Origin of the sequence: Saccharothrix australiensis, from assembly GCF_003634935.1 — a bacterium.
GTDB lineage: Bacteria > Actinomycetota > Actinomycetes > Mycobacteriales > Pseudonocardiaceae > Actinosynnema > Actinosynnema australiense.
Genome location: NZ_RBXO01000001.1, coordinates 1,451,058 through 1,476,224, shown reverse-complemented (window position 1 = coordinate 1,476,224; position 25,167 = coordinate 1,451,058). Strand labels below are relative to the sequence as shown.

Sequence of the window (25,167 nt, the reverse complement as noted above, 5' to 3'; positions counted from 1 at the left end):
GGTGATATGTTTACGGAGACGTCTTGGATAGCGTTTCGGCATGTTCGATTTGGCCGCACCCTCGGCACTCCGGTGGTTGATCGGTGTCGAACTCGCGCGTTACCGCAACGAAGCGGGATTGTCGCTATCCCAACTCGCCACCGCGTGCGGAATCGGCAAACCCAAGCTCAGCCACCTGGAAACCGGCCGGTCCGCACAGTATCCCAGCGACATCCGCAGGGTTCTTTCGGCGTGCCGGGTGCCCGCCGCGGACGTCGAACGGCTCGTCCGGTTGAGCGGCCGGTCCGACGAGGCGGCGTGGGTCGGGCCGTGGACCGACGTGGCGCCGGACTGGCTGCGCACGATGGTCGGCCTGGAGTCCCTGGCGCGGGCCGAATTCGTGTTCGAGCCGGTCGTCGTGCCCGGCCTCCTCCAGACCGAGGCGTACGCCCGCGCGCTGACCAGCGCCTCGCCGCGGGTGTCCGCGGACGCGACGGACCGGCTGGTCGAATTCCGGATGGGGCGGAGCCGCCTGCTGACCGAGGACCGCCCGCTCGAATTCCACGCGGTGGTCGCCCTCCAGGCGCTGCACCTGGCCGTGGGCGACCGGGAAATCAGGAATGAGCAGTACCGGCACCTGCTCGAACTCCACGAGCTGCCGAACGTCACCTTGCAGGTGGTGCCGCCCGAGGCCGGTCCGCACGCGGCGAGCACCGGGCAATTCGCGCTGCTGGACTTCGCGGACGCCCGGCCGGTCGTCTACGTCGAACTCCAGGACGCGGCGGTGTTCGTGGACGAGGCGCGGCGGGTCCGCACCTATACGCTGGGCACGCAGAACCTGGCACGGGTCGCGTTGCCGCCCGCCGAAAGCGCGGCCCTGATCGAATCATTGATCACCTAGGAGCCCCCATGTGGCGTACCAGCAGTCACAGCGCCGACAACGGCAGCTGCGTCGCCGTCCGCTTCCCACCGGCCGGCCCGGTCGCCGTGCGCGACTCGAAGCACCCCGCCGGCCCGCGGCTCGCCTTCCCCGAGCACGCCTGGGCCTCGTTCCTGCGCCATCAGCGGTGCCCGCTGCGGTGACGGCTGCGGTGACGGCTGCGCGTCGGGCCACGCGCGGCCCGACCCTCCGCCCCCCGCTCACCGCTTCGTGACTATCGTCACACTCGCTCCGCAGGGGTCTGAAGAACCGCGCGCGTACGCCTGAGGCCACCACGGAGTTGCCCTCGCGCAGATGCAACACGAGCACCCCCCAGCGGCCTTTTCCGTCATGTGAGGGTTACGCGGACGGGGTTGGTGGCGATGTGCGTGGGCGCGGTGGCCGCGATGGCCGTGACCGCGGTGACGGCCGTGGGGCGGGTGGACGAGCGGCAACCGCCCTCGGCCGCGGCGACGATCACGACGGCGGTGTCCTCGGCGGTGGAGCCGCCCCCGGTGGAGGTGTCGCCGGAGCCGCTGCCGCCGCCGCAGGACCCGACGGTCTCGGCCACGCCGCCGGTCGACCCCGGCCCCGCGACCTCGCCGCCGCCGGTGGTCGACCTGGCGGGCGTCGCGCCGGGCGTGTGGCGCGGTGTCGCCGTGTACGACCTGCGGACCGGGCGCGAGGTGTTCGCCGAGCGGCCCGACGTGCCGTTCCCGGCCGCGTCCGTGATCAAGCTGCTGATCGCCCTCGACGCGCTGGAGCGGGGCGCGGCCTCGGTGTCCGGTGTGGCGGACATGCTGTCCACCAGCAACGACCACACCGCGAACCGGCTGTGGCGTACGGCGATCCCGCGCCAGTGGTCGACGAGGATCGGGCTCACCGGCCTGGTCCCGTCGCCGGACCCCGACAAGTGGGGCGACACGCTGCTGACCGCGCACGACGTCGTCGCCATCTACCGGCACGTCCTCGACTCGCCGCACGCGGGGGTGATCCTCGCGGCCCTGGCGGCGGCGACGCCCCTCGGCGCGGACGGGATCGACCAGACCTTCGGCATCCCCGACGCCGTCGGCGACCACCGGTGGGCGGTCAAGCAGGGCTGGGCGTGCTGCTACGACGGCCTGCGGGCGATGAACACCACCGGGATCGTCGACGACCGCCACGTGGTGGTCGTGCTGACCGAGCAACCCGGCTCGGCCGGGTACGCCGCGGCGGGCAAGTCGGTGACCGCCCTCGTCATGGCCCTGATGCCCCTGTTCGGCGACGTGTGACCGACCGCACGGGGACGCGCGCGGCCGGTGCGGCGGAGAACCCGTGTGACCGACGACGAGTTCCAGCGGTACGCGGCGACGAGCACCGCGACGATCCGCCGCGCCGCGTACCGGCTGTGCGGTGACCGGCACGCCGCCGACGACCTGACGCAGACGACGCTGGCGAAGATGTTCACGGCGTGGCCGCGCCTGGGGCCCGGGGTGAACCTGGACGCCTACGCCCGGAAGGTGTTGCTGCGCACGGCGATCGACGAGGGGCAGCGGTCGTTCCGCAGGCGCGAGACCGCGGTGGGCGAGCTGCCGCCGGTGGCCGCGCCGCCGCCCGGCGTGGAGGACGTGCTGGACGTGCGCGCCGCGCTGGTGCGGCTGCCGCCGGGGCAGCGCGAGGTGGTGGTGCTGCGCTACTGCGCGGACCTGAGCGTGGCCGAGACCGCCCGGCGGCTGGGGTGCGCCGAGGGGACGGTGAAGAGCCAGGCGGCCAAGGGCCTCGCGGCGCTGCGCGGGCTGCTGGCGGTCCGGTCCCGGCCGGCGGCCGCGTGACGCGGTGCGCCCGCCGGACCACCGCCGCCGTCCGGGCGACGCCCGACCGGTGCCGCACCCGTTCCCCGGGCGCGGCCACGCGCGCGGATTCCCCGGCCGGGGGCCGGCGCGACCGGGAGCCGCCCGCGCGGGGGCTCCGCTCGGGCCCCGTCACGCCCTGGACGCGAGCACCCGCGCGGCGGACGTGCCCAGCCCGGTCGGCCCCCGGAGCGGTCGCGGCGCGCCGACCGCGCGGTGCGCGAAGTGGCGGGTCAGGGTCTCCTCGTCGTACCGGCGCGCCTTCTCGTGCCAGTTCAGGATGCCCGCCATCCAGTCCTGCAGCTCCGCCGCGTACCGGGTGAGCGCGGCCCGCGCCGCCCGGTTCAGGGCGAACTCCTCGGCCAGGGCGGGCAGTTCCCGCGCCACCGAGTGCCGGAACTGCGCCAGCCGCTGGTTCGCCAGGTCCACCACGACGGCGTGGGCCCGTTCGACGTCGAGGTCGAGGAAGGTGCCCGCCACCAGCACCATGTTGTGCAGCTCGCCCTCGTACCGGACCTCCTTGCGGTACGAGTAGAGGTCGTTGAGCAGCGTGGCGTAGTCGATCGCCGAGTTCTCGATGTTGCGGATCGCGCGGGTCCGGAGCACCTCCGGGGGCAGCAGCTCGCCGTGCCCGAACCTGGTGAGGCTGATCGTGAGGTCCGAGCCGAACGTGGCGCGGCGCATCTCCAGGTAGTCCACCGGGTCGGGCACGCGGTGCTCGTGCTGGTTCTTCAGCTCCCACACCCAGCCGTCCAGCATCAGGTGCAGCGCGGCGCGGAACTGCTCGCGGTGCGCTCGCGGCAGGACGGCCCCGGTGCGGGCCCACACGTCGGCCAGGCCCCGCTCCAGCGCGGTCACCGGGGTGACCGGCGCGACGCCGTCCAGGGCCGTCAGCTGCTTGAGCCGCTCGGTGGCCACCTTCGCCGCCGGCAGGTCGCCCGCGCGGCCGAACACGACCGGGTAGTAGTCGTCGCCGTAGGTGCCCCACGTCAGCCAGAGCGCGTTGTTCACCAGCTGGTCGGGTGTGGCGTCCGGGTCGATGCCTGCCGAGCAGAGCGCGAGGTCGTAGTCCCACGCCTTCTCCTCGGTCCAGACGCCCTCGTCGAGGAACCCCACCTCCCGCGCCCACCGCACGCTCTCCGCCTGCGCGTCCGGGTAGTGCGGGCTCAACGTCAGCGGGAACGGCATGTCCAGCGCCGGCTTCGGCAGCGGCGGCGACTCGGCGAACGGCACGTGGGTGAAGGCGCGGAGCCGCTGCGGCGCGGTGCCCAGCAGCGACTTCAGCGCCCGCGTGCCCAGCCCCGTCGGCCCGCCCGGCACCGGGTCGGCGGCGAGCGCGCCGTCGTTCATGTAGCGGCTGGAGCGCAGGTGCCACTCGTGGCCGCCGGACTGCCAGTCCTGGAGGCCCTTCACGTACGCCAGGACGGCGAGCCGGCCCGCCGGGTCGACGCCGTGCTCGTCCAGCAGCGGCGGCACCTCCGTCACGGCGGTGTGCTCGAACTGGTGCAGGCGGGAGGTGAGCAGGTCGTTCACCCGCTCGGCGGCCTCCTGCGTCGGGAGGTCCAGGAACTTCTCCAGCACCAGGACGCCGTTGCTCAGCTCGCCCTCGTCCAGCACCTCGCGCTCGTAGGAGAACAGGTCGTTGCGCAGGTGGACGGCGTCGGCGAAGGTGTCGCGCAGCACCGCGAGCGGGCGGCTCGACGCGATGCGCGCGGGCACCTCCAGGCCCGTGACGTGCTCGACGAGGTTCGCGCTCCACGGCGCGCCACCGACCTTGCGGCGCATCTCGACGTACTCGATCGGGTTCGCCAGGCGGCCCTCGCCGATGTTGAGCAGTTCCCACATCGACTCGTCCAGCAGGTGCCGGGTGTTGTCGGCGAACCGCCTGCGCCAGTCCGCGGAGTGCGCGGGGACGGTGCGCAGCCAGAGGTCCCGGAGCCCCTCCTCCACCGGGTTGGCCGGCTCCTCGGTGATCACGCCGTCGGCGGGCATGAACAGCGGCAGCCGGTCGAGGTGCGCCTTCGCGCCCCGGACGTCGCCGGGGTTGCGCTTGTACAGCTCCACGAAGTGGTCGTCGAAGTAGAAGACCCAGACGTACCAGTCGGTGACGAGGTCGAGGTCGTCCGCCGAGGCGTCCGGATGGGTGTACGCGCACAACAACGCGTAGTCGTGGGAGGTGAGGTCCTCGTCGCTCCAGATCACCGTGCCGTGCTGCGGGACGTCGATGAAACCCATCCGGTGCGCCCACGCCCGGCTGTGCGCGCGCGCCCGTTCCAGGTTGGGGTTCAGCCGCGCCGGGTAGGGCATGTAGAACTCCGGCAACTGGAACGGCTGCATCGGCGGGCGCCCTTCGCTCGGTGGTGACCCGCAGTACGCAACCAGCCGTGGCCGGCATCGGCCAAGCCCTCCAGCGACGGTTCCACACGTTCGGGCAGTCGAGTCCCCTCGATGGCGCAACCGGGGCATGCGCTGCGTGTCCACCTCGCGTGGCACGGGTGCGAGTGGCCGGACTTGCGGCGGACCCCGGCTCGGCTGGGGTGTGCCGCACACACGGCCAGTGATCAACTACCCCGTTGAGTGCAGTAGATCACGCCCGTATGGGTCAATGCTTAGGTTAGGCTCCCCTCATGTCCGAGGGTGATGCCGCGCTGCTCGCCGGTCACGGGTTGGTGCTGGCACACCACGACCGGACCGTCGTGCACGGTGTTTCGCTGGAGCTGCGCCCCGGCGCGGTCACCGCGCTGGTCGGGCCCAACGGCTCCGGCAAGTCCACCGTGCTGCGCTCCCTCGCCCGGCTGCACAAGCCCGCCGACGGCGGCGTCCGGTTCGGCGAGCGCGAGGTCTGGCGCGGCTCGGCCCTGTCCGGCAAGGAGTTCGCCCGCAACGTCACGCTGCTCACCCAGCACCGCCCCACGCCCTCCGGCGTGTCCGTGCGGGACGTGGTCGCCTACGGCCGCTTCCCCCACCGGTCCGGGTGGCGTGGCGTCGACGCCGACGGCGCCGCCGCGATCGACCGCGCGATGGCGCTGACCGGCGTGACGGCGATGGCCGAGCGCGGCGTAGACGAGCTGTCCGGCGGCGAGCTCCAGCGCGTCTGGCTGGCGTCCTGCCTCGCGCAGGAGACCTCCGTGCTGCTGCTGGACGAGCCCACCAACCACCTCGACCTGCGCTACCAGGTCGAGGTGCTCGACGTCGTCCGCGACCTCGCCGACGACCACGGCGTCGCCGTCGGCGTGGTGCTGCACGACCTCGACCACGCCGCGATCGTCGCCGACCGGGTGGTGCTGCTGAGCGAGGGCCGGGTGGTCGCGAGCGGCGACGTCCGCGACGTGCTCACCACCGGCCACCTCACGCGGGCCTACGGCGTCACGGTCCACGTCGCCGACGACCCCGTCACCGGGGCGATCCACTGCCGCCCGCTGGGCAGGCACACGCCCCGCCCCGTCTGAAGAACAACCGGAGAACCATGCGCACCCCTGCCCTGATCGCGGCCGCCGCGATCCTGCTGACCGCCTGCGGCACCACGGAGGACGGTGGCGGCCCCGCCGGGACCGACACCTCCGCCGGCCCGGTGACGGTGACCGACTCGCGCGGCAAGGCCGTCGAGCTGAAGGCGCCCGCCAAGCGCGTCGTCACGCTGGAGTGGGCCGAGACCGAGACCGTCGCGTCGCTCGGCGTCATGCCCGTCGGAGCCGCCGACACCGCCGGGTACAAGACGTGGAACTCCGTCGCGCCGCTCGACGACTCCGTCAAGGACGTCGGCAAGCGCAACGAGCCCAGCGTGGACGCCATCGTCGCGCTGGACCCCGACGTGGTCGTCATGGCGTCCGGCCGCGACACCACCCTCGTGGCGCAGCTGGAGAAGTACGTGCCGGTGGTCGTGACGAAGGCCAGTGACGCCGCCCGCAACCTCGACCGGCTGCGCGAGGACACCCGCATGATCGCCAAGGCCGTCGGCAGGTCCGCCGAGGGCGACAAGCTCCTGTCCGACCTGGACGCCGGGTTCGCCGAGGGCCGCAAGGCCGTGGAGGCCAAGGGCGCGGCGGGCACGCCGTTCGTGGTGGCCGACGGCTGGCTGGAGGGCAGCACCGTCAACATCCGGCCGTTCGGCAAGGGCTCCCTGGTCTCCGACGCCGCCGAGCAGGTCGGCCTGAAGAACGCGTGGACCGGCCAGGTCGACCCGCAGTGGGGCCTCGGCCAGACCGACGTCGAGGGCCTGACCGCGCTGACCGACCCGAAGACCGTCCTGTTCTACAGCGCGTCCGAGGAGGACGTGTTCACCACCGGCCTCGCGCAGAACCCGGTGTGGCAGCGGCTGCCGTTCGTGGCGTCCGGCGAGGTCCACCGGCTCGCCACGGGCACGTGGACGTTCGGCGGGCCCCGGTCGGTCGGCCACGTCGCCGACCAGCTGGTCCGGGCCGTCACCGCCTGACGTGCTCCGGACCGCCGCCGTGACGGCGGGGATCGCGGTGCTCGTCGCCGCGCTCTCCGCCGTCCACCTCACCCAGGGCACCTCGGCGACCGGCGTGCTCGACGTGCTGCGCGCCGTGCTCGGCCAAGGCGATGACGGGACGCTGGCCGTGCTGGCCGGTTCCCGCGTGCCCCGCCTGCTCACGGCGCTGCTGCTCGGCGTCGCGCTGGGCGTGGCGGGCGCGGGCATGCAGTCCGTGGCGCGCAACCCGCTGGCGTCGCCGGACACGCTGGCCGTCAACGCGGGCGCGCACCTCGCCGTGGTCGCCGTCGCGGCGTTCGGGGTCGGCCTGCCGACGCTGCCCGCGGGCGGTGTCGCGTTCGTCGGCGGGCTGGGCGCGGCGGCGGCGGTGCTGGGGCTGTCCGGCGGTGGTTCCGCAAGCCCGCGGCTGGTGCTGGTCGGCTCGGCGGTCGCCCTGGCGCTCCAGTCGCTGGCCATCCTCCTGCTGCTGCTGTTCGAGCAGGAGACCACCGGGCTGTTCGCCTGGGGCAGCGGCTCGCTGACCGTCAGCGACCTGGACGCCACCGCGCGGATGACGCCCGTCGTGGTCGCCGCCGTCGTGGCGCTGGTCGCGATGGGCCGCTCCCTGGACATCCTCGCCCTGGGCGACGACAACGCGACCGTGCTCGGGCTGAAGGTGCGGCGCACCCGCGTCGGCGCGGTGCTGCTGACCGTGGCGCTGACCGGCGCCGCGGTGACCGTCGCCGGACCGGTCGGGTTCGTCGGGCTGTGCGCGCCGGTGATCACGCGGCTGCTGGTCCCGCTCGCGCCGGGACTGGGCCGCCACCGCGTGCTGCTGCCGGTGTCCGGGCTGGTCGGCGTGCTGCTGGTGCTCGGGGCGGACGTGCTGCTGCGCGCGGCGCTCGGCTCGGCGGAGGCGCTGCGCGTGCCCACCGGCGTCACCACCACGATCGTCGGCGCGGCCGTGCTGATCTGGCTGGCGCGGCGCGGCCGGCCCACGCGCGGCGGCACCGGTCGGCAGGCGCCCGCCGGGCGGGTCGGCGTGGCCGGCTCGCGGCGCAGGCTCGTCGCCGTCGGCGTGGCGCTGTCCGCGCTGCTGGTCGCCGCGCCCGTCGTCGGCCTGCTGCTCGGCGACCGCCTGGTGCTGCTGGGCGACCTCGTGAACTGGTTCGCCGGGCGCACCGGCACCGCGCTGACCTTCGTGCTGGACCAGCGGCTGCCGCGCGTGCTGGCCGCGACGGCGGCGGGCGCGGCGCTGGCCGTGTCCGGCTGCGGCATCCAGTCGGTGAGCCGCAACCCCCTGGCCGAACCCGGCCTGCTCGGCATCACCGCCGGCGCGGGCGTCGGCGCGATCACGCTGATCACCTTCGTGCCGTTGGCCGGCGCGTGGCAGGTCGCGGGCGCGGCCGGGCTGGGCGCGATGGCGGCGTTCGGGCTCGTCTACGGCCTGGCGTGGCGGTCGGGCCTCGCGCCGGACCGGCTGGTCGTCATCGGCATCGCGATGTGGTCGGGCGGCATGGCGCTGATCACGCTGCTGATCGTCACCTCGGACCCGTGGAACACCGCGAAGGCGCTCACCTGGCTGTCCGGCTCGACCTACGGCCGGACCCTGGAGCAGGTGCTGCCGGTCGCGCTGGCGCTCGCCGTGCTGACGCCGCTGCTGTGGGCGCGGCACCGCGAGCTGGACCTGCACGGGCTGGACGAGGACACCCCGCGCGTGCTGGGCGTGCGCGTCGAGCGGTCCCGGCTGGTCATCCTCGCCGCGGCGGGCGTTCTCGCGGCCACGGCGGTATCGGCGATCGGCGTGGTGGCGTTCGTCGGGCTCGTCGCACCGCACCTCGCGCGGTCGCTGGTCGGCGGGCGGCACTCGCGCGTCATCCCGGTGGCGGCGGCGATCGGCGCGATCCTGGTGAGCGCGGCGGACACGGTGGGGCGCACGGTGATCGCGCCCGCGCAGGTGCCCGCCGGGCTGGTGATCGCGCTGGTCGGCACGCCGTACTTCGTGCTGGTGCTGTGGCGCACCAGGGAAGCGCGCTGAGCTACCGCTCCAGGGTGAACAGCTGGTGCGGGCCGCCGTCGCACGGGTCCTGGACCAGTTGGACGCCCACCTCGCGGCCGCCGCCGAGGACGCCGACGCAGTGCGCCGCGCCGGGCACCGACCGCAGCCGGTAGCCGGCGTCGACGGGTTCGAGCGTGAACCGCTGCTCGGGCCGCTCGTCGCAGGCGCTGCCCGCGAGCAGCGTGCCGGGGTCGGTGCCGCCGTGGTCGACGGTCGCGCAGCCCACGCCGTGGACCGGGTGGTGCAGCAGGAGCCGGTACGTGCCGTCGGGCAGGCGTTCGAGCGCGGTCGGCGGTGCGGCGGTCGCGCAGTCCTGCTGGCCCAGGACGACCCGCCGGCCGGCGGAGAACCGCTCCGGGCCCTCGCCCACGCAGAGGCCGGTGTGGGCGAGGCGGATGCGCTGGACGCCCTCGGCGGGCGGCTGGGGCGCCACGGGGGTCGACGCGGGTGCCGCGGGGGTCGACGTGGTGGTGGTCGCGGGCGGTGCGGTCGCCGCGTCCGCCGTGCTCCGGACGACCCGAGCCGGCGTGGCGGTCGAGGGGGCCGCCGCGCCGGTGCCGGGTGCGGTGCCGGTCCGGTCGACGACGACCACGGCGGCCACCGCGACCACCGCCGCGGCGATCGCCACCGCCACCAACCCGCGCCGGCGGCGGACGAGCCGGTGCGGGCGGGCGGAACCGCCTCCGGTGGGGTCGGGTCGCGTGGCGCGCGGTGCGCCGGCCTCGGGACCGGGTGCCGCGACCTCGTGCCCGGCGGGCTCACGCTCGGCAGCCTCGGGTCCGGCGGGCTCGGGTCCGGCGGGCTCGGGTCCGGCGGGCTCGGGTCCGGCGGCCTCGGGTGCGGCAGCCTCCGGTTCAGGCTCGGTGGGCGCGTGTTCGGTGAGCGCGGGTTCGGCAGCCTCGCGTTCAGCAGCCTCGCGTTCAGCGGGCTCGGGTTCGGCGGGCTCGGGTTCGGTGGGCGCTGTTCCCGGTGAGGCGGTGCGCGCGGGTTCGGGTTCGGCGGGCTCGGGCCGCGAGGGCCGCGGGTCGGCCGGCGGCACCGCCGCGGCGGCGAGGTCGGCGCGGACCCGTGCCCAGGCGGCGGCCGTCTCCGCGTCACCGCCGCAGGCCCGGACCAGCGCCGTGACGATCTGCTCCCGCGGCAGGGTCGACCGCGACAGCGCCGAGCTGAGCGTCGACGACGGCAGGTTCTCGCCGACCGCCGCCGCGCGCCGCTCCAACTGCCGGAAGCTGAAGTTCGACCGCGCGCGCAGCTCGCGCATCGCCGCGACGAACTCCGCCGCACCCGCCGCATCCGGCGGCCGCAAGTGGTTCTCCTCCACGTGGCTCCTCCCCCGGGAACGCGGTGACGAGCATCGCACAGAGCGCGACCGGGCCGTCCCCCGCCTCGACCGACCCCTCGGCACGCGGCCGGCGCACCGGGCGTATTGGTACGAGGTCCGAGTTCCGCCGAACCCGCCCGGCACCCCGCGCACCGGCCCACCACCAGGAGGTCCGCCATGAACGCCCACCGGCCGCCCGCCCCGAACCGCGCCGCGCCCTCCCGCGTCTGGTTCATCACCGGCAGCTCGTCCGGGTTCGGCCGGGCCATCGCGGAACGGGCACTGGCCGTCGGCGACGCGGTCGTGGCCACCGCGCGCACGGTGGAAGCCCTCCGCGACCTCGCCACCGCCGCGCCCGATCGCGTGACGCCGCTGAGGCTGGACGTCACCGACGGCGGCGAGGTCACGCGCGCCGTGCGCGACGCGCTCGCCCGGCACGGCCGGATCGACGTGCTGGTGAACAACGCCGGCCACGGCTTCGTCGGCGCGGCCGAGGAGACGCCCGACGCCGAGCTGCGCGAGATGGTGGAGGTGCACCTGCACGGCCCGGTCGCGCTGACGCGTGCCGTGCTGCCGCACATGCGGGCCCGCCGCGCCGGCGCGATCGTGCAGATGTCCAGCATGGGCGGGCAGGTCTCGTGGCCCGGCTTCTCCGCGTACTGCACGGCCAAGTTCGCGCTGGAGGGCTTCTCCGAGGGACTGGCGGCCGAGGTCGCGCCGTTCGGGATCAAGGTGCTCATCGTGGAGCCCGGCGCGTTCCGCACCGGTTTCGCCGGACCGCCGCTGCGGTTCGGCACGCCCATCCCCGACTACCGCCGCGTGCTGGACCCGGTGCGGCGGACGGCCCGCGACCTGCACGGCGCGCAGCCCGGCGACCCGGCCAAGGCCGCCGCCGCGATCGCCGCCGCGCTGGACTCGGACCACACGCCGCTGCGCCTGCCGCTGGGCGTCGACGCGCACGACGCGATCACCGGCCGCCTGGCCGAACGCCGGGCCGAGCTGGCGGCGTGGCGGGCCACGTCGACGGCCACGGACTTCGGCCCGTGAGGGTTCCCGCGACGCCGGGTGGGCGACACCCGCCGGACCGGGGACCGCCCGCGACACCGCATCGGCGACACCCGCCGGACCGGACCCGCGACCGGCCACAGCCCCGGGTGGGCGGCACCCGCCGGACCGGTCGCGCTAGCGGGACAGCGCCTCGACGTCGTGCGCGATCACGAGCTGGGTGTTCACGACGTGGAAGCCCAGCTCGCGGTTCACGCGGATCATGTGCTCGTTGTCGCTGCCGGTCGCGGTCGTGACGCGGGTCGGCTCGGGCCGTTCCGCGACCAGCCACCGCGCCATCGCCCCCTTGAGCCACAACCCGATCCGCCGTCCCCGGTGCGCGGCGAGGACGGCCGTGTCGCCCTGGTAGTACTCGTCCCGGCGGTGCGGCACCCGCACCACCTCGGTCAGCCCGACCACGGTGTCGCCGCGCAGCGCCACCACGACCCGCTGCTCGACGCCCTTCGCCCGGTCCTCCTCCTCTGCCGCCCGGACCCGTTCCGGCGTCCAGTCCGGCTGCCGGAACTCCGTCTGCCCGGTCGGCGCGTCGTGGATCGCGCTGCGCGCCTCGGCGTACGAGGCCAGCAGCCGCTCCGGCGCCGCGCCGACCCAGCGCTCCAGCCGGTACCCGGCCGGCGGCGCGACGTCCCAGCGCGACCGGTCGGCGCACGCGAAGTCCAGGCCCATCCGCGTCACCGACCGCACCGTGCGGAACCCGAGGGACTTCGCCCACCGGTCGCCCGCGCTGTCCTCGACCACGAGCCAGCCCTCGATCACCCGCCTGCCGCACGCCCGCAGCTCGGGCAGCAGCGCGCGCAACGCGGCCGTACCGATGCCCCGCCGCCTCCGGTCCGGCTGGACCACCACCTCGGCGAGCACCAGGTGGCGGTTCTCGTCCTCCGGGTACCGGAGGTAGACCAGGCCGACGGCCTCGCCGCCGACGCGCACCAGCCGGTAGCCGGCGTCGCCCAGGCCGGGGAACGGGTTGCGCATCCGCGTCACCACGCTGTCGTGGTCCAGCGCGCCGTCCGCGGGATCGGCGCTGGTCCGCCGGATCCGGACGTACTCGGCCAGGTCGGCGGGCCCCGCGCGGTGCGGGTCGAGCGCCACCACTTCGACGGTCATCGGTCCCCCCGGGTGCGTTCCCCCTGAGTGCGTTCACCGGCTCCCGACACCGTGCCCTACGGGGCGCGCCCGGCGCACGGCCTCCCACCCGAACGCCGCGCCACCGGGGCCGCACGCGCGAAGGGCCGCCCACCGGCGGTGGACGGCCCTCTCGATCGGCGTCGATCGCGGTTCAGCGGCGCAGACCGGTCACGATCCGGTCGATGGCGAGCCCGAGCTTGCCGTACTTCTCGGTGTAGGGCACGGGGTACACGCCGGGCGGGTCGGCCGGCCGGTGCACGTCGACGTAGTCCGTGCCCAGGTTGCCGAAGACGACGACGATGTAGTTCCGCTTCGCCTTGCCGCGCAAGGAGTGCACGATGCCCGCGTCGCTGCCGGTGGTGTCCACCCAGCCGTTCTTGTGCGCGTAGGTGACCTCCGCCGCCGCGTCGCACGGCCGCACGTCCTGCCCGTACACCGCGCCGCCCACGGTGACGGTGCCGTCCGCGGGGTTCACCCAGCGCCGGGGCGTGAGCTGCGGGATGCCCGGCGCGGGGTAGGCCCGCCCGCACCAGTTGGTGGTGGACAGCATCTCGTTGTGCCCCTGCTCGCCCAGCGTCTTCGCGAAGAACCGGCGGGACGCCTGGCTGAGCGCGTCACGGGTGACGCGCGCGCCGCTGTCGGTGGTCCACAGCGTGCCGGGGCCGCCGTTGACCAGCAGCAGCAGCTTGGCGGTGTCGATGCCGCTCATGTTCGAGCCGATCCACCGGCCGCCGTTGCCCGGATTGGTGCCGGTGATCATCAGCGTCGGCATGCCCAGGTCGGCGAACGACCGGTTCAGCTCGTCGATCGCCGACAGGTCGTGCAGCATCTTGATCAGCGCGCAGGTGGACTCGTTCTGCGACTTGGTGATCATCTCGTCGAAGTACCGCCGCACGGTCTTGGTGGCCGGGCCGCCGCAGGCCGGGTTCTGCGTGACCGGCGCGTAGGCGTACTCGCCGTCCAGCGCGACGCGGCCCTGGTCGACCAGGCGCAGCACGCCGAACCCGACCATGAGCTTGAGCACCGACGCCGGGTAGGGCGAGGAGAAGTCGATCGGCGCGCCCTCCCGGCCGGCCAGCACGTCCCGGGTGCCCCGGCCGCCGTTGACGTCCCACTCGGTGTCGTCCCACCACCGGTAGCGGACCTGGTCGGTGGACAGCGTCCGCCGGTCCACCGGCACCACGACGCCCTTCGGGTGCTGCGGGCTGAGCAGCACGTCCGCCATCGCGGTCGGCCGGCCCGCGCCGTCCAGCTCGATCACCGCGACGTCCAGGTTCGGCGTCTGGTGCAGCGGCTTCCCGGCGGCGGGCGCCACCCTGGCCGCCGGCTCGGCGGGCGTCGAGTCGTACTTCTCCGGCGCGCCGGACCTGGCCGCCGTCGCGCCGCCCGGCGGCGTCAGGTCGATCACGTCCTTGAAGTCCTGCGCCACGACCGCCTGCCGCACCTGCTCGGCGAGGCGCGCGGACACACCGGTGGTGGCGGCGGCGGTGCCGGGCGCGAGCACCAGCGCGCCGGTCACGGCCGCCACCGCCGTGAAGATGGAAGTCCTGCGAACGCGCGGTCCCATGCGGTCCCCCTCGGGTTGATCAACACCGCTGCCGGGACCGTATTACACCCGTGACCTCCGCGTGACGGTGGTCCGCGGCCGACCACCCCACCGGAGGGCACCGCGCCGACCGCGACCACCCCACCGGCGACCACCCCACCGGCGACCACCCGACCCGCGACCCGTGCCGGGCGAGCCGGGTCAGTCGGTCGGCAGGAGGCTCCGGATCACGGCGTCGGCCACCCGCGCGGACAGCTCCGGCGACGGGCCGACGGGCAGCCTGCGGTCCGGTGGCGTGGCCATCACCAGGGCGAGCACCGCCGCCAGCAGCACGTCGGCGTCGACGGCCGCGCCGGGCACGCGCCGCAGCGCGTCCAGCAGGCCGGGCAGGACGAGCAGCAGGTCGGCCTCACCGCCCGCGCCGATCACCGACAACCCGCCGGGAGCCGCCTCGCGGGGCGGCACGGGCGCACCGGCGGCACCGGTCAGGTCCAGCACCGCGTGCGCACGGGAAGCTATGCGGCGCAACGGGAACGCGCGCCCGTCGGCCTCGTTCCACAGGGTGATGTCGCGGACGCCCGCCGCCAGCAGCAGCGGGCCCAGCTCCGGGCACGCGGACGCGCCCGCGATCACGACCACGCCGCACCGGGGCGTCCGGCCCTCGGCGGCCAGCGTCGCCAGCAGCCTCGCGACCAGCACCACCGCCGTGGCGTCGCGGTCGGCGACGACCGGCACGCCCACCGGAGACCGCCACGCGTGCCCCGGCCGGGTGTGGGCGAGCACCACCGCGTCCACCGCGTCCGGCAGGTCGAACCCCGGTCCGAGCCGCAGGGCGCGCACCGGCGCCCCGATCGACCGGGCGAGGGCGTCCGCCAGCCGCCGCAGCGCGGGCTCGACCTCCGACCCGGCCAGCGTGCCACCATCGCCGATCACCGCCACGCTCACGGTCCCCGCACCTCCCGGACGTCCCGACCGCCGCTGGGACCACCGGCCGAACGAGCGGCGCGCGCCGGACCGCGCGACCACAGCCCCCCAGCGGGCCACCGGTCGGCCGACGACGCGGCGGCACATTCCGCCTATCCTCACGACTCGATCCGGACAATTACCGGAAACGGTCACCGCCGGCCATGACGAATCGAACCGAAAATCCCTCGTGGGACCATTCGGGGGCATAGGGCAAGGCCATCGGCCCGATGATATGACCAGGCCGCCACCTGGTCATATGACGTTGGCCCAATCAGATCAACATACCCGTTCTGGCAACGGTTAATCCTCGATGGGTTACGCCATGCGCGTTACACAGGGACTGTTCCAACGAGGTCGTCACTTCGTGACCAGGACATTTGCAGTCCTTGTCCTCGGTATTCCCTGCGTGCCTGAGGAGCTGGCATGAAACGCAGTATCGGCGTCTACCTGGCCGCGTGCCTGGCCGCGTTGTCGGTCCAGGCCGCGGCGAGCGTCGCGCAAGCGGCACCGGCCGCGCCGGCCGGTCCGGCCACCCTGGCCGCGGAAGCGGCCGACCGCGCCGCGGCGTCCGGCCTGGACGCCCTGGCCAAGGGCCCGGACGAACAGTTCCAGCGCAAGGCCGTCTACACCGGCGGCGTGCCCGGTCGCAAGGACCTGTTCTACGTGTCCTACGACAGAACCTACAAGGGCCTGCCGGTCATCGGCGGCGACGCGGTCGTCGCCACCGACGCGGCGGGCAAGGTCCTGGAGACCGTCGCGGCCAACGAGGGCGGCCTCGCGGTCGACACCAGGGCCCGGATCAGCGTGGACCGGGCGAAGTCCATCGCCCGCGCGCAGCTGTCCAAGGTGGACGCGGTCGAGGGCGGCACCCTGTCCGTGCTCGCCGACGGCCACGGCAAGCTCGTGTACGAGGTCGTCGTCACCGGGCAGCGCGACGACGCGCCCAGCCGCCTGCACGTCTACGTGAACGCGCAGAACGGCACGGTCGAGGACACCGTCGACGACGTGCGCGCGGGCTCCGGCACCAGCGAGTGGAACGGCCCGAACCCGCTCAAGATCGACACCAGCAACAACAGCACGGTCGACGACACCAGGCCCGGCCTGCGCTGCGTCGACTACGCGACCAACCAGCCGTTCAGCAAGCCGTCCAACTCCTTCGGCAACGGTCAGGCCACCAGCAAGGAGACCGGCTGCGCCGACGTCCTGTGGTCGACCCAGAAGCAGTGGGACATGCTGAAGAACTGGCTGGGCCGCAACGGCATCGACGGCAACGGCCGCGGCGTCACGGTCAAGGTCGGCCTGGACAAGGTCAACGCCTACTGGACCGGCCAGCACATCGAGATCGGCCGCAACAACGCACGCCAGTGGATCGCGTCGATGGACGTCGTCGGCCACGAGCACGGCCACGCCATCGACCAGTACACCCCGGGTGGCGCGGGCCGCGAAGCCGGTCTCGGCGAGGCCACCGGCGACATCATGGGCGCGCTGACCGAGGCGTACGCCAACGAGCCCGCGCCGCACGACACGCCGGACTACACGGTCGGCGAGGAGGTCAACCTGGTCGGGCAGGGCCCGATCCGCAACATGGCCAACCCGCAGGCGGTCGGCGGGCACCCGAACTGCTGGTCCAGCGCCATCCCCGGCACCGAGGTGCACGCCGCGGCCGGTCCGCTGAACCACTGGTTCTACCTGCTCGCGGAGGGCTCGGCGAACAGCCCGACCTGTGACGGCTCCACCGTGCGCGGCATCGGCATCCAGGCCGCGGGCCGCGTGTTCTACAACGCGATGCTGCTCAAGACGTCGGGCATGACGCACTTCAAGTACCGCGTCGCGACCCTGACGGCGGCCAAGAACCTCGACCCGACCTGCGCGCAGTACAACGCGGTGAAGGCGGCGTGGCAGGCGATCAGCGTGCCGGCGCAGTCGGCCGAGCCGACCTGCACCCCGACCCCGGCCAACGACTTCAGCCTGGAGCTGCGGCCCACGTCGGGCGTCGCCCGGCCGGGCAGCACGGTCACCACGACGGTCGCCACCACCACGGTGTCGGGCAACGCGCACGCGGTGGCGCTCTCCGCGCCCAGCCTGCCGACCGGGGTGACCGCGCAGTTCGCACCGGCCTCGGTGACCTCGGGCCAGTCGGCCACGCTGACCCTGTCGGTCGGCGCCGGCGTCGCGTCGGGCTCCTACCCGATCACCATCCAGGGCGTCGGCTCCGCCACGCACACCGTGACCTACAACCTCACGGTGAGCGGCGCGGGCCAGAACGACTTCGCCATCGCCCTCGACCCGAACAACGGCGACACGAACGCGGGCGGCGCGGTCAGCACGACCGTCGGCACCAAGGTCACCGCGGGCGAGTCGCAGAAGGTCGTGCTCAGCGCGTCGGGCCTGCCCGCGGGCACGACGGCCACGTTCACGCCGGCCACCATCGCGGCGGGCGAGTCGGCCAAGCTGAGCCTCGCCACGTCCGCGACGACGCCCGCCGGCACCTACTCGGTGTCCGTCACGGGCACCGGCGGCGACGTGGCGCGCTCGGCGACCTACACGCTGCGGGTCGGCGGCGAGCCGCCGGCGAACGACTTCGCGCTCACGCTGAGCCCGGAGAGCGGCAGCGTCACGGCCGGCAGCGAGGCGAAGACCACGGTGAACACCCGGACCACCGCGGGTTCGCCGCACAAGGTGCACTTCGCGGCGTCCGGTCTGCCGGAGGGCGCGACGGCCACCTTCACCCCGCTGTCGGTGGAGTCCGGCGAGTCGTCGGCGCTGACCATCGCCACCTCGGCCACCACGCCCGAGGGCACCTACACCATCACGGTGACGGGCACCGGCACGGACACCAACCACACCGCCACCTACACCCTGACGGTGACCGGTGACGGCGGTGGCGGCTGCGGCGGCGTGCCCGCCTGGGACGCGTCCACGGCCTACGTGCCGAACGACGAGGTCTCGCACGCCGACCACAAGTGGCGGTCCAAGTGGTACTCCACGGGCGCGGAGCCGGGCCACCCGAACTCCTGGGCGGTGTGGGAGGACCTGGGCGCCTGTTGATCGCCTGACCCACCGCGACACCGACCGGGCGGTCGTCGGCTCACCGAGCCGGCGACCGCCCGGTCGCCTACCGCGTGCCCTGACGAAAGTCAGGGCGGCGCCCTGCCCTTCGGGTCGTGTGCCGCGCCGGCGGGATTCCTAGCGTTCACCGGCGTCGGACCAAGACGACCGGGGAGTGCGTTGTGAGGATGGGCAAGGGGCTGTTGGTGGCGGCTGCGGTGGCGGTGGCGGCCGTCACGACACCGGGCACGGCGAGCGCGGACGAGCCGGACCGCGCCGCGATCGACCGGTACGTCACCGAGTACGCCGAGGACGCCGACTACCCCGGTGTCACGGTCGCGATCACCAAGGGCGACCGGGTGGTGCACGTCGCCGGCTACGGCCGCACCTCGTCCGGCGCGGAGATGACGGCGCGGACGCCGATGCCGGTGGCGTCGGTGAGCAAGTCGTTCACCGCGCTGGCCGTGATGCAGCTCGTGGAGGCGGGCAAGGTCGCGCTGGACGAGCCGGTGCACCGGTACGTGCCCGACTTCCGCCTGGAGGACCCGCGCGGCGCGGCCATCACGGTCCGCCACCTGCTCGGCCAGACCTCCGGCATCACCGACGGCACGCTGCCGGAGAAGAGCCTGCCGCAGCCGCGCTCCCTCGCGGACGCCGTCACCCGCGCCAACCGGGCGACGCTCGCCACGGACCCCGGGACCCGGCACCGCTACTCGAACACCAACTTCCACCTCGCGGCCCGCGTGGTGGAGGTGGTCAGCGGCGAGCCCTACGCCGACTACCTGCGGCGGCACGTGTTCGAGCCGGCCGGCATGACGTCGACCACCGCCATCACGCTCACGCCGCGCGACCTGCCCCGCGAGGTGGCCGAGGGCCACGTCCACGCCTACGGCGCGTCGATCGCGGTGGCCGAGCCCGAGCGGTTCGTGGCCGGGTCCGACGACGTGGTCACCACGGCCGAGGACATGGCGCGGTGGCTGGTCGTGCAGGCCAACGGCGGCCGGACCGCCGACGGCACGCGACTGGTCTCGGCCGAGGGCGTCGAGGCCATGCACACCTCGTCCGACCCGCGGTGGACGTACGGGATGGGTTGGGACACCTACGGCGGGCGGGTGCGGCACAACGGCATCTGGTTCACCCACGCGGCGGGCCAGGCGCTGCTGCCGTCCGGCTACGGCGTCGCGGTCCTGACCAACAGCGGGTTCGCCCTGGACAACGAGGGCACCGGGAACCTGGAGGACGGGCTGGCCACCCTGCTGGAGGGCGGCACGCCGACCACCCACTCGCGCCTGCCCGTCGACCCGGTCCTCGCCGCGCTGACGCTGCTGAGCATCGCGCTGGGCATCCGCGCCGTGCGGCGCACCGCGCGGTGGGCGCCGCGCCGGCCGTGGCGGTGGCAGGCGCTGTCCCTGGTCCGCCGGCTCGTCCCGGCGGTGGTGCTGCTCACGCTGCCCGAGCTGACCGCCGCGGTGTTCGGCGGCCGGGACATCGCGGGCCACCAGTTGGCCTACTTCTCGCCCGCGCTGGTGGTCTGGCTGGCCGTGGCGAGCGTCGTGAACCTGGTCGTGCTGGCCGTCCGCGCCCTCGCGCTGGTCCGGCTGCACGGGGCGAACCCGGCGCGGGGGTAACGTCCGTGGCCGTGACGAGTGCCAGGGCCGCCGCGTGGGCGCGCATCCCCGCGTGGGCGCGCATCCCGCCGTGGGCCGCGGCCGTCCAGGTGGCGCTGGTGACGCTGGTCGCCCTGTCCGGCGAGCCGACGGGCTGGGCCTACGCGGGAGCCGTGCTCGCGCCCGTGGCGGTCACGGCGCTGCTCGGGCCGTTCCCGCAGGTGGCCCTGGGCGGGTGCGCCGTCGCCGCCCAGGTGCTCTCGCCTGCCGTGGGCGGCGGCGTCCTGCCGCCGTGGAGCGCGGCCGTCGGCGCCGCCCTCGGCGTGGCCGCCTTCCTCGCCGGCCGCCGCGCGCCCCGCACCGCGCCCGCCCTCGCGGCGATCGGGGCGGGCGTGGCGGCGACCGTCCCGCTGAGCCTGGTCGGTGCGTACGAGTGGGCCACCGGCCTGGTCCTCCTGACCACGGCCGTCGCGCTGCCCTGGCTCGTCGGCCGCTCGGTCCGGCAGCACGCCGACCTGGCGGCGGCGGCGGCCGGGCACGTCCACTTCCGGGAGCGCGCGCGGATCGCGCACGACATGCACGACACGCTCGGGCACGAGCTGAGCCTGCTGGCGCTGCGCGCGGGTGCCCTGGAGCTGGCGCCCGACCTGGCGGAGCACCACCGGGCGGCGGTGGCGGACCTGCGCGCCGCCGCCGCGTCCGCGACCGAGCGCCTCGCCGACCTCGTCGCGATCCTGCGGGACGGCGAGTCTTCGCCGCTGCACCCGGCCACCGAGGGCGTCGCGGACGTGGTGGCCGGCGCGGTGCGGGCGGGGGTGCCCGCCACGCTGGAGTGGACCGGCCCGACGGCCCTGCCGCACCTCACCGAGCGGACCGCGCACCACGTGGTGCGGGAGGCGCTGACCAACGCCACCAAGCACGCGCCCGGCGAGCCGGTGCGCATCCGCGTGGTGAACACGGGGACGACGGTGACGGTCAGCGCGACCAACGCCGTGCCGCCGACCGCACGCCGGGGCGCGGGCGGGCGGCTGGGCCTGGCCGGGCTGAGGGAACGCGTGCGGCTGGTGGGCGGCACGTTCGAGGCACACCGCGGTGCCGACGGCTTCGAGGTCGTCGCCACCCTGCCGCACACGGGGGAAGCGTGATCCGGGTACTGCTCGCGGACGACGAGGCCATGATCCGGGCGGGGGTGCGGGCCATCCTCGCGACCGACCCGCGGGTCGAGGTGGTGGCCGAGGCCGCCGACGGGCGGGAGGCGGTGGACCTGGCCATCGCGCACCGGCCGGACGTGGCGCTGCTGGACGTCCGGATGCCGCGCGTGGACGGCCTGACCGCGACGGCGGGCATCACCGCGGCGGCCCCGTCGGTGGCGGTGGCGATCCTGACCACGTTCGGCGACGACGAGTACCTGGCGAAGGCCCTGGACGGCGGCGCGCGGGGCTTCCTGCTCAAGTCGGGCGACCCGCGCGAGCTGCTGGCGGGCGTGCACGCGGTCGCCGACGGCGGCGCCTACCTGTCGCCGAAGGTGGCGGCGCGCGTGATCGCGGGCCTGCGGGCGGGCGACCTGACCCGCACGGCCACCGCGCGAGCCAGGACCGACCTGCTCACGCCGCGCGAGCGGGAGGTGCTGGCGCTGGTGGCCGCGGGGCTGTCCAACGCCCGGATCGCCGCCCGCCTGAACCTGGTCGAGGGCACGGTGAAGGGCCACGTGAGCACCATCCTCACCCGCCTCGACCTGGAGAACCGCGTGCAGGCCGCGATCCTCGCCCACGAGGCGGGCCTGACCGCCGACTGACCGCCCCGCCCGGCCGGCGACCACCGACCGGGCGGACCGCTCGACGAGGCGTCGCTCATCCCGGCGGGGCGGTTCGGCAGGGCGGGTGTGCACCGGGACGTCCCAGCGGTGCGGGTGGCTCAGCGGCCGGCGACCTGCCGCTCCGCCAGCCGTTCCGCCGCCCGCCGACGGTCCGGCGTGAACGGGTCGGCCGGCGCGCCCGCCCCCTGCCCGCCGAGCTTCCGCGCCACCCGCTCCAGCGCCGGGTCGCGCGGCGGCACGTCGAGCTGGAAGTGGCCCTCCTTCGGCGTCTTCGGGTGGTCGCCGCCCCACCGCACGACGCCCTCGCACTCGGCGAGCACGTCGCGCACGATCGCCACCTCGTGCGGGAACAGGCCGCCGGTCGCACCCGCCGGGTACATCGACGGCCGGATCGCGAGCGCGGTGCCTGCGCGGTAGACCGCCTCGAACGGGTCGCCCGCCGACGGCCCGGTGGCGTACCCGGTGACGTCACCCGCCCTCAGCGTGCCGATCTCGTAGTGGAAGCGGCGCGCGACGTGCAGCAGCACCGCGGCGGCCGGGCCCGCCGGCAGCGCCACCGACGCGTCCGACCCCTCGATCTGGTAGGTGGCGACCCGGTCCGGGCGCGCCTGCACGGGACGGCCCGCCACCGGCGCGGTCGGGTGCCCGCCCGGCGCGGCCGACGCCGCGCCGGGCGCGGCGAGCCCGACGGACGCGGCGGCCACGAGACCGCCGGTGATGGACAGGAACCGGCGGCGGCCCAACCGGTCCGCGGCCGCGGTGGGTTCGTTCATGCTCAGCGCTCCTTGCGGTGTCGGGTGGCGTGGTCGTGGCGGGCGGCGACGGCGAGGCAGGTGAACAGCGCGGTCGCCGCCAGCAGCACGACGACGGTCGGTGTGACGTAGGGGGGCACCATGTCGGTGTAGGCGTTGCACTTGCGGGACAACGGGAAGTAGGACACCTGCCCGTAGGCGCGGTCCCACCCGCCGTGGTCGAGGGCGCACGCCTCCCGGATGTCCGGCGCGTACATGTGGATCGCGCCCCAGGCGTAGACCAGGAGCGCCGCCGGCGGCGCGCACGCCGCCGCGACGGTCCACCGCCGAGCACGCGGGCTGCCCAAGCCGTCCCTTCCTCGCGCACGCCGCCGGGGGCGCTCCTCAGCCGCGCGACATCCGGTCGACGGTCTCGGCGTAGCCCTGTAGGAAGGGTTCGAGCTTGTCGGCGGGCAGTTGGCCGGGCAGCAGGCAGGCGCCGCCGGTCTTGCGGATCGCGGCCTCGGTGAGCCCCGCGAGCTGCGCGTCGCCCGTGGTCCCGACCAGCGCGGTCCAGGCGGCGTCGCGCGCGCCGCGCGCGGTGCCGCCGTAGCGGTCGGCGTGGAACCGCCGGAACCTGGTCCGGTGCCCGTCGGTGAGGTGGGCGCGGATGGCCTGGTCGATCCGGGCGCCGCCGCGCGCCGCGCGGCCGATCAGGTAGCCGTCCGCGTCCTCGACGAGGTCGTTGAGCGGGAACGACGAGAGCTGGTTGATCTTCGCCAGGCGGTCGGCGCAGAACGCGTACCCGGAGGCGTACTCCTCGCCGTGCGAGCGCCACTCGCCGTAGAACGTGGCCAGGTCGCCGGCCCAGCCGCCGAAGTCCCCGCGCCCGCCGTCGCCCTTGAGGTAGACGGCGTTCGCGGTGGCCGCGAGGTGGTCGACGTGGACGGTGATGCCGTAGGTCGGGTCCTGGTAGCTCTCGACCTTGGCCGGCGCGTGCGCCCGCGCGTACTCGATCCACGCCTGGTCGACGTCGCCGATGAGCATTTCCCAGCCGGACCAGACGCCGGTGTAGGTGGGGTGGCGCAGGTACTCCAGGACGCGGAGGTTCGCGTCGCCGCCGTACGCGACCGCGGTGGCGTACAGGCCGTCGATGTAGCGCAGGAAGGCGTCCACGGGCGAGTCCTCGCCGCCGACGTTCTCCCGCCCCACGCCGGGGTCGTTGCCGCGGTGCACGTCGCGGTCCAGGTCGAACCGGTCGCCGCCGCCCGCGTCGAACGAGAACTCCTTGATCTGGTTGAACGACCAGTTCGCGGGCAGCGGGAAGCCCAGGTTGCCGGAGAAGCCCCACGACATGCCGGAGACGAACGAGAAGCGGGCGAACGCCTCGTCGCTGACCCGCGTGCACACGTTGCGGGACGCGTAGACGCCGGCGACGTACCGCTTGCCGCGCGTGGCGAGCCCGGCCTGCACGCCCTGGAAGTACGGGACGATGTTGCTGGTGATCTGCTCGCCCGTGGCGTCGTAGTCGACGGCGAAGTAGATGACCGTGCCCCGGTTGAAGCCGTAGCCGACGGCGCGGTCGTGGGCGCGCAGCGCGTGGTCGTAGCCCTTGGACCAGGTGAAGTCGCCGACCGCGTCGGACGCGTACTGCGAGATGGGGAACACCCGCAGGCCGCCCGCGAAGATCGCCTCCAGCTCGCCCGGCTGGATCTCCTTGTCGAGCGTGCCCCACGGGTCCTCGTCGAGGTAGCGGCCGACGACGTGGTAGCCGGCGGCCTTCAGCGCCCGCGCCCGCGCGACGCTGATGTGGAACCGGGTGTCGCACGCGCCCGCCGGCCGGTCCGGGTCGCCGCTGGACACCAGCAGCTGCGCCCAGGTGGCGTAGTCGCCGACACCGGTCCGCGCCAGCAGGGAGAAACCCTGGAACGCGGCCACGAACGCGCCGAGCGCGGCGTCCCAGGTGGACGTGAACCCGGCGGAGACCCCGTCGGCGGGGCCGTTGAACACGCACGCGGCGCTGAACAGGCGCACCCACCCGGCCGGCGAGCCGGGCCGGGCGGTGTTGCGGCGCAGGCCGTCCTGCGTGCCCGGCCCGAAGTTGCCGGTGGCCTGGTCCTCGGGGATGCCGATCTGGTACTGGATCGCGCGCATCAGCGCCACCTGCACGTCGCGCGAGTAGTGGCCGTCGCAGGGGATGACGAAGAACGTCGACTTGTCCAGGTAGGAGGCGTTGAGCCAGCGCTGGATGTCGCGGACCTCCGGCCGGCCGCCGGACTGTAGGGTGTAGGCGTCCATGTTCAGCAGCGCCTTGAACACCTTCGGCGTGAGCCGCCCGTCGGACGCGAACCCGATGTCGGCCTTGAGGTCGCGGACGGCGTCGGAGGTGATGCCCTCGTACACGCCGCTCGCCGCGTCACCCGCCCAGTAGCCCTTGCAGAACAAGCCGTGCTTGGCGATCTGCACGATCCTCTGGTGGGGGTAGCCGGGTCCGATCGGACCGCGCTCGCCGAGCCTGGCCAGCGTCGTCGGGCCGAACGAGTCGGACAGGGCGGTGATGCCCAGTTCGTGCTGGAGCGCGCGGGTGAGCGAGTACATCACGCCCCACCCGGTCCGCCCGTCCTCCGCGCACCGCTGGTAACCCGGCACCGATCCGTAGTTCTTGTTCACCCACTGCTGGGCTTCCAACACCTTCGGGTCAACCACCGCCCACACCCCCCGCGA

Annotated in this window: 20 protein-coding genes; 12 read left to right on the top strand and 8 right to left on the bottom strand. The window is 74.6% G+C overall.

Annotation, left to right across the window (positions count from 1 at the left end):
- The first annotated feature begins 40 nt into the window (after positions 1-40).
- The 4 genes from C8E97_RS06975 to C8E97_RS06960 all read left to right on the top strand — a co-directional run bounded on the left by C8E97_RS06975 (position 41) and on the right by C8E97_RS06960 (position 2,709).
- Positions 41-880, top strand: coding sequence for a helix-turn-helix domain-containing protein (locus C8E97_RS06975; RefSeq protein ID WP_121002745.1), 840 nt, complete (start codon positions 41-43; stop codon positions 878-880).
- Between the two features lie 8 nt (positions 881-888).
- The gene (locus C8E97_RS06970) at positions 889-1,062 is read left to right on the top strand and encodes a DUF397 domain-containing protein (protein ID WP_121002738.1); all 174 of its coding nucleotides are present in this window, start codon (positions 889-891) and stop codon (positions 1,060-1,062) included.
- A 219-nt stretch (positions 1,063-1,281) separates the two neighbouring features.
- Complete coding sequence (locus C8E97_RS06965; RefSeq protein ID WP_342776274.1) at positions 1,282-2,169, top strand: serine hydrolase; 888 nt, start codon at positions 1,282-1,284, stop codon at positions 2,167-2,169.
- A 45-nt stretch (positions 2,170-2,214) separates the two neighbouring features.
- Complete coding sequence (locus C8E97_RS06960; RefSeq protein ID WP_121002733.1) at positions 2,215-2,709, top strand: SigE family RNA polymerase sigma factor; 495 nt, start codon at positions 2,215-2,217, stop codon at positions 2,707-2,709.
- Positions 2,710-2,859: 150 nt separating this feature from the next.
- Here the strand turns inward: C8E97_RS06960 and C8E97_RS06955 are convergent, their stop codons facing one another.
- Positions 2,860-5,064 (bottom strand): terpene synthase family protein, encoded by a 2,205-nt coding sequence (locus C8E97_RS06955; RefSeq protein ID WP_121002732.1) that lies wholly within the window; start codon positions 5,062-5,064, stop codon positions 2,860-2,862.
- Between the two features lie 290 nt (positions 5,065-5,354).
- Between C8E97_RS06955 and C8E97_RS06950 the strand changes: the two genes are divergently transcribed.
- The 3 genes from C8E97_RS06950 to C8E97_RS06940 are packed head-to-tail and all read left to right on the top strand — an operon-like array spanning position 5,355 to position 9,197.
- Positions 5,355-6,176: an ABC transporter ATP-binding protein gene (locus C8E97_RS06950; protein ID WP_121002730.1), complete on the top strand. Its 822-nt coding sequence runs from the start codon at positions 5,355-5,357 to the stop codon at positions 6,174-6,176.
- A 17-nt stretch (positions 6,177-6,193) separates the two neighbouring features.
- The gene (locus tag C8E97_RS06945; protein WP_121002728.1) at positions 6,194-7,159 is read left to right on the top strand and encodes an ABC transporter substrate-binding protein; all 966 of its coding nucleotides are present in this window, start codon (positions 6,194-6,196) and stop codon (positions 7,157-7,159) included.
- A 1-nt stretch (position 7,160) separates the two neighbouring features.
- A complete protein-coding gene (locus tag C8E97_RS06940) occupies positions 7,161-9,197 on the top strand; it encodes an iron ABC transporter permease (protein WP_121002726.1) in 2,037 nt (678 codons plus the stop codon).
- A 1-nt stretch (position 9,198) separates the two neighbouring features.
- On the opposite strand, the gene C8E97_RS06935 is transcribed toward C8E97_RS06940, so the two are convergent.
- Entirely contained in the window at positions 9,199-10,539 is a 1,341-nt protein-coding gene (locus C8E97_RS06935; protein ID WP_121002724.1) for an RICIN domain-containing protein, read from the bottom strand.
- A gap of 177 nt (positions 10,540-10,716) precedes the next feature.
- Here C8E97_RS06935 and C8E97_RS06930 point away from each other — a divergent pair, with 177 nt between their 5' ends.
- Positions 10,717-11,586, top strand: a complete 870-nt coding sequence (locus tag C8E97_RS06930; protein ID WP_121002722.1) for an oxidoreductase — start codon at positions 10,717-10,719, stop codon at positions 11,584-11,586.
- Between the two features lie 135 nt (positions 11,587-11,721).
- Here the strand turns inward: C8E97_RS06930 and C8E97_RS06925 are convergent, their stop codons facing one another.
- The 3 genes from C8E97_RS06925 to C8E97_RS06915 all read right to left on the bottom strand — a co-directional run bounded on the left by C8E97_RS06925 (position 11,722) and on the right by C8E97_RS06915 (position 15,220).
- A complete protein-coding gene (locus tag C8E97_RS06925; protein WP_121002720.1) occupies positions 11,722-12,708 on the bottom strand; it encodes a GNAT family N-acetyltransferase in 987 nt (328 codons plus the stop codon).
- 172 nt (positions 12,709-12,880) lie between these two features.
- The gene (locus tag C8E97_RS06920; protein WP_121002718.1) at positions 12,881-14,296 is read right to left on the bottom strand and encodes a serine hydrolase; all 1,416 of its coding nucleotides are present in this window, start codon (positions 14,294-14,296) and stop codon (positions 12,881-12,883) included.
- A 180-nt stretch (positions 14,297-14,476) separates the two neighbouring features.
- Positions 14,477-15,220, bottom strand: coding sequence for a hypothetical protein (locus C8E97_RS06915; protein WP_147455016.1), 744 nt, complete (start codon positions 15,218-15,220; stop codon positions 14,477-14,479).
- A gap of 444 nt (positions 15,221-15,664) precedes the next feature.
- Between C8E97_RS06915 and C8E97_RS06910 the strand changes: the two genes are divergently transcribed.
- The 4 genes from C8E97_RS06910 (at position 15,665) to C8E97_RS06895 (ending at position 21,691) form a co-directional block, all read left to right on the top strand.
- Entirely contained in the window at positions 15,665-18,289 is a 2,625-nt protein-coding gene (locus C8E97_RS06910; protein WP_121002713.1) for a M4 family metallopeptidase, read from the top strand.
- Between the two features lie 188 nt (positions 18,290-18,477).
- Positions 18,478-19,917, top strand: coding sequence for a serine hydrolase domain-containing protein (locus C8E97_RS06905; protein WP_121002711.1), 1,440 nt, complete (start codon positions 18,478-18,480; stop codon positions 19,915-19,917).
- Positions 19,918-19,928: 11 nt separating this feature from the next.
- The gene (locus tag C8E97_RS06900) at positions 19,929-21,041 is read left to right on the top strand and encodes a sensor histidine kinase (RefSeq protein WP_246018713.1); all 1,113 of its coding nucleotides are present in this window, start codon (positions 19,929-19,931) and stop codon (positions 21,039-21,041) included.
- The gene (locus C8E97_RS06895; protein ID WP_121002709.1) at positions 21,038-21,691 is read left to right on the top strand and encodes a response regulator; all 654 of its coding nucleotides are present in this window, start codon (positions 21,038-21,040) and stop codon (positions 21,689-21,691) included. Before C8E97_RS06900 ends, C8E97_RS06895 begins: the two co-directional genes overlap by 4 nt.
- 119 nt (positions 21,692-21,810) lie before the next feature.
- On the opposite strand, the gene C8E97_RS06890 is transcribed toward C8E97_RS06895, so the two are convergent.
- The 3 genes from C8E97_RS06890 to C8E97_RS06880 are packed head-to-tail and all read right to left on the bottom strand — an operon-like array spanning position 21,811 to position 25,149.
- Entirely contained in the window at positions 21,811-22,485 is a 675-nt protein-coding gene (locus tag C8E97_RS06890) for a hypothetical protein (RefSeq protein WP_121002707.1), read from the bottom strand.
- 2 nt (positions 22,486-22,487) lie between these two features.
- Positions 22,488-22,811 (bottom strand): hypothetical protein, encoded by a 324-nt coding sequence (locus tag C8E97_RS06885; protein WP_121002705.1) that lies wholly within the window; start codon positions 22,809-22,811, stop codon positions 22,488-22,490.
- A 37-nt stretch (positions 22,812-22,848) separates the two neighbouring features.
- A complete protein-coding gene (locus tag C8E97_RS06880) occupies positions 22,849-25,149 on the bottom strand; it encodes a glycoside hydrolase domain-containing protein (RefSeq protein WP_211346929.1) in 2,301 nt (766 codons plus the stop codon).
- Between the last annotated feature and the right edge of the window lie 18 nt (positions 25,150-25,167).

Coding starts and splice junctions, on each gene's coding strand:
- C8E97_RS06975 (WP_121002745.1), top strand. CDS start 41: ATGTTCGATTTGGCCGCACCCTCGGCACTCCGGTGGTTGATCGGTGTC.
- C8E97_RS06970 (WP_121002738.1), top strand. CDS start 889: ATGTGGCGTACCAGCAGTCACAGCGCCGACAACGGCAGCTGCGTCGCC.
- C8E97_RS06965 (WP_342776274.1), top strand. CDS start 1,282: ATGTGCGTGGGCGCGGTGGCCGCGATGGCCGTGACCGCGGTGACGGCC.
- C8E97_RS06955 (WP_121002732.1), bottom strand. CDS start 5,064: ATGCAGCCGTTCCAGTTGCCGGAGTTCTACATGCCCTACCCGGCGCGG.
- C8E97_RS06950 (WP_121002730.1), top strand. CDS start 5,355: ATGTCCGAGGGTGATGCCGCGCTGCTCGCCGGTCACGGGTTGGTGCTG.
- C8E97_RS06945 (WP_121002728.1), top strand. CDS start 6,194: ATGCGCACCCCTGCCCTGATCGCGGCCGCCGCGATCCTGCTGACCGCC.
- C8E97_RS06930 (WP_121002722.1), top strand. CDS start 10,717: ATGAACGCCCACCGGCCGCCCGCCCCGAACCGCGCCGCGCCCTCCCGC.
- C8E97_RS06925 (WP_121002720.1), bottom strand. CDS start 12,708: ATGACCGTCGAAGTGGTGGCGCTCGACCCGCACCGCGCGGGGCCCGCC.
- C8E97_RS06920 (WP_121002718.1), bottom strand. CDS start 14,296: ATGGGACCGCGCGTTCGCAGGACTTCCATCTTCACGGCGGTGGCGGCC.
- C8E97_RS06910 (WP_121002713.1), top strand. CDS start 15,665: ATGAAACGCAGTATCGGCGTCTACCTGGCCGCGTGCCTGGCCGCGTTG.
- C8E97_RS06905 (WP_121002711.1), top strand. CDS start 18,478: ATGGGCAAGGGGCTGTTGGTGGCGGCTGCGGTGGCGGTGGCGGCCGTC.
- C8E97_RS06890 (WP_121002707.1), bottom strand. CDS start 22,485: ATGAACGAACCCACCGCGGCCGCGGACCGGTTGGGCCGCCGCCGGTTC.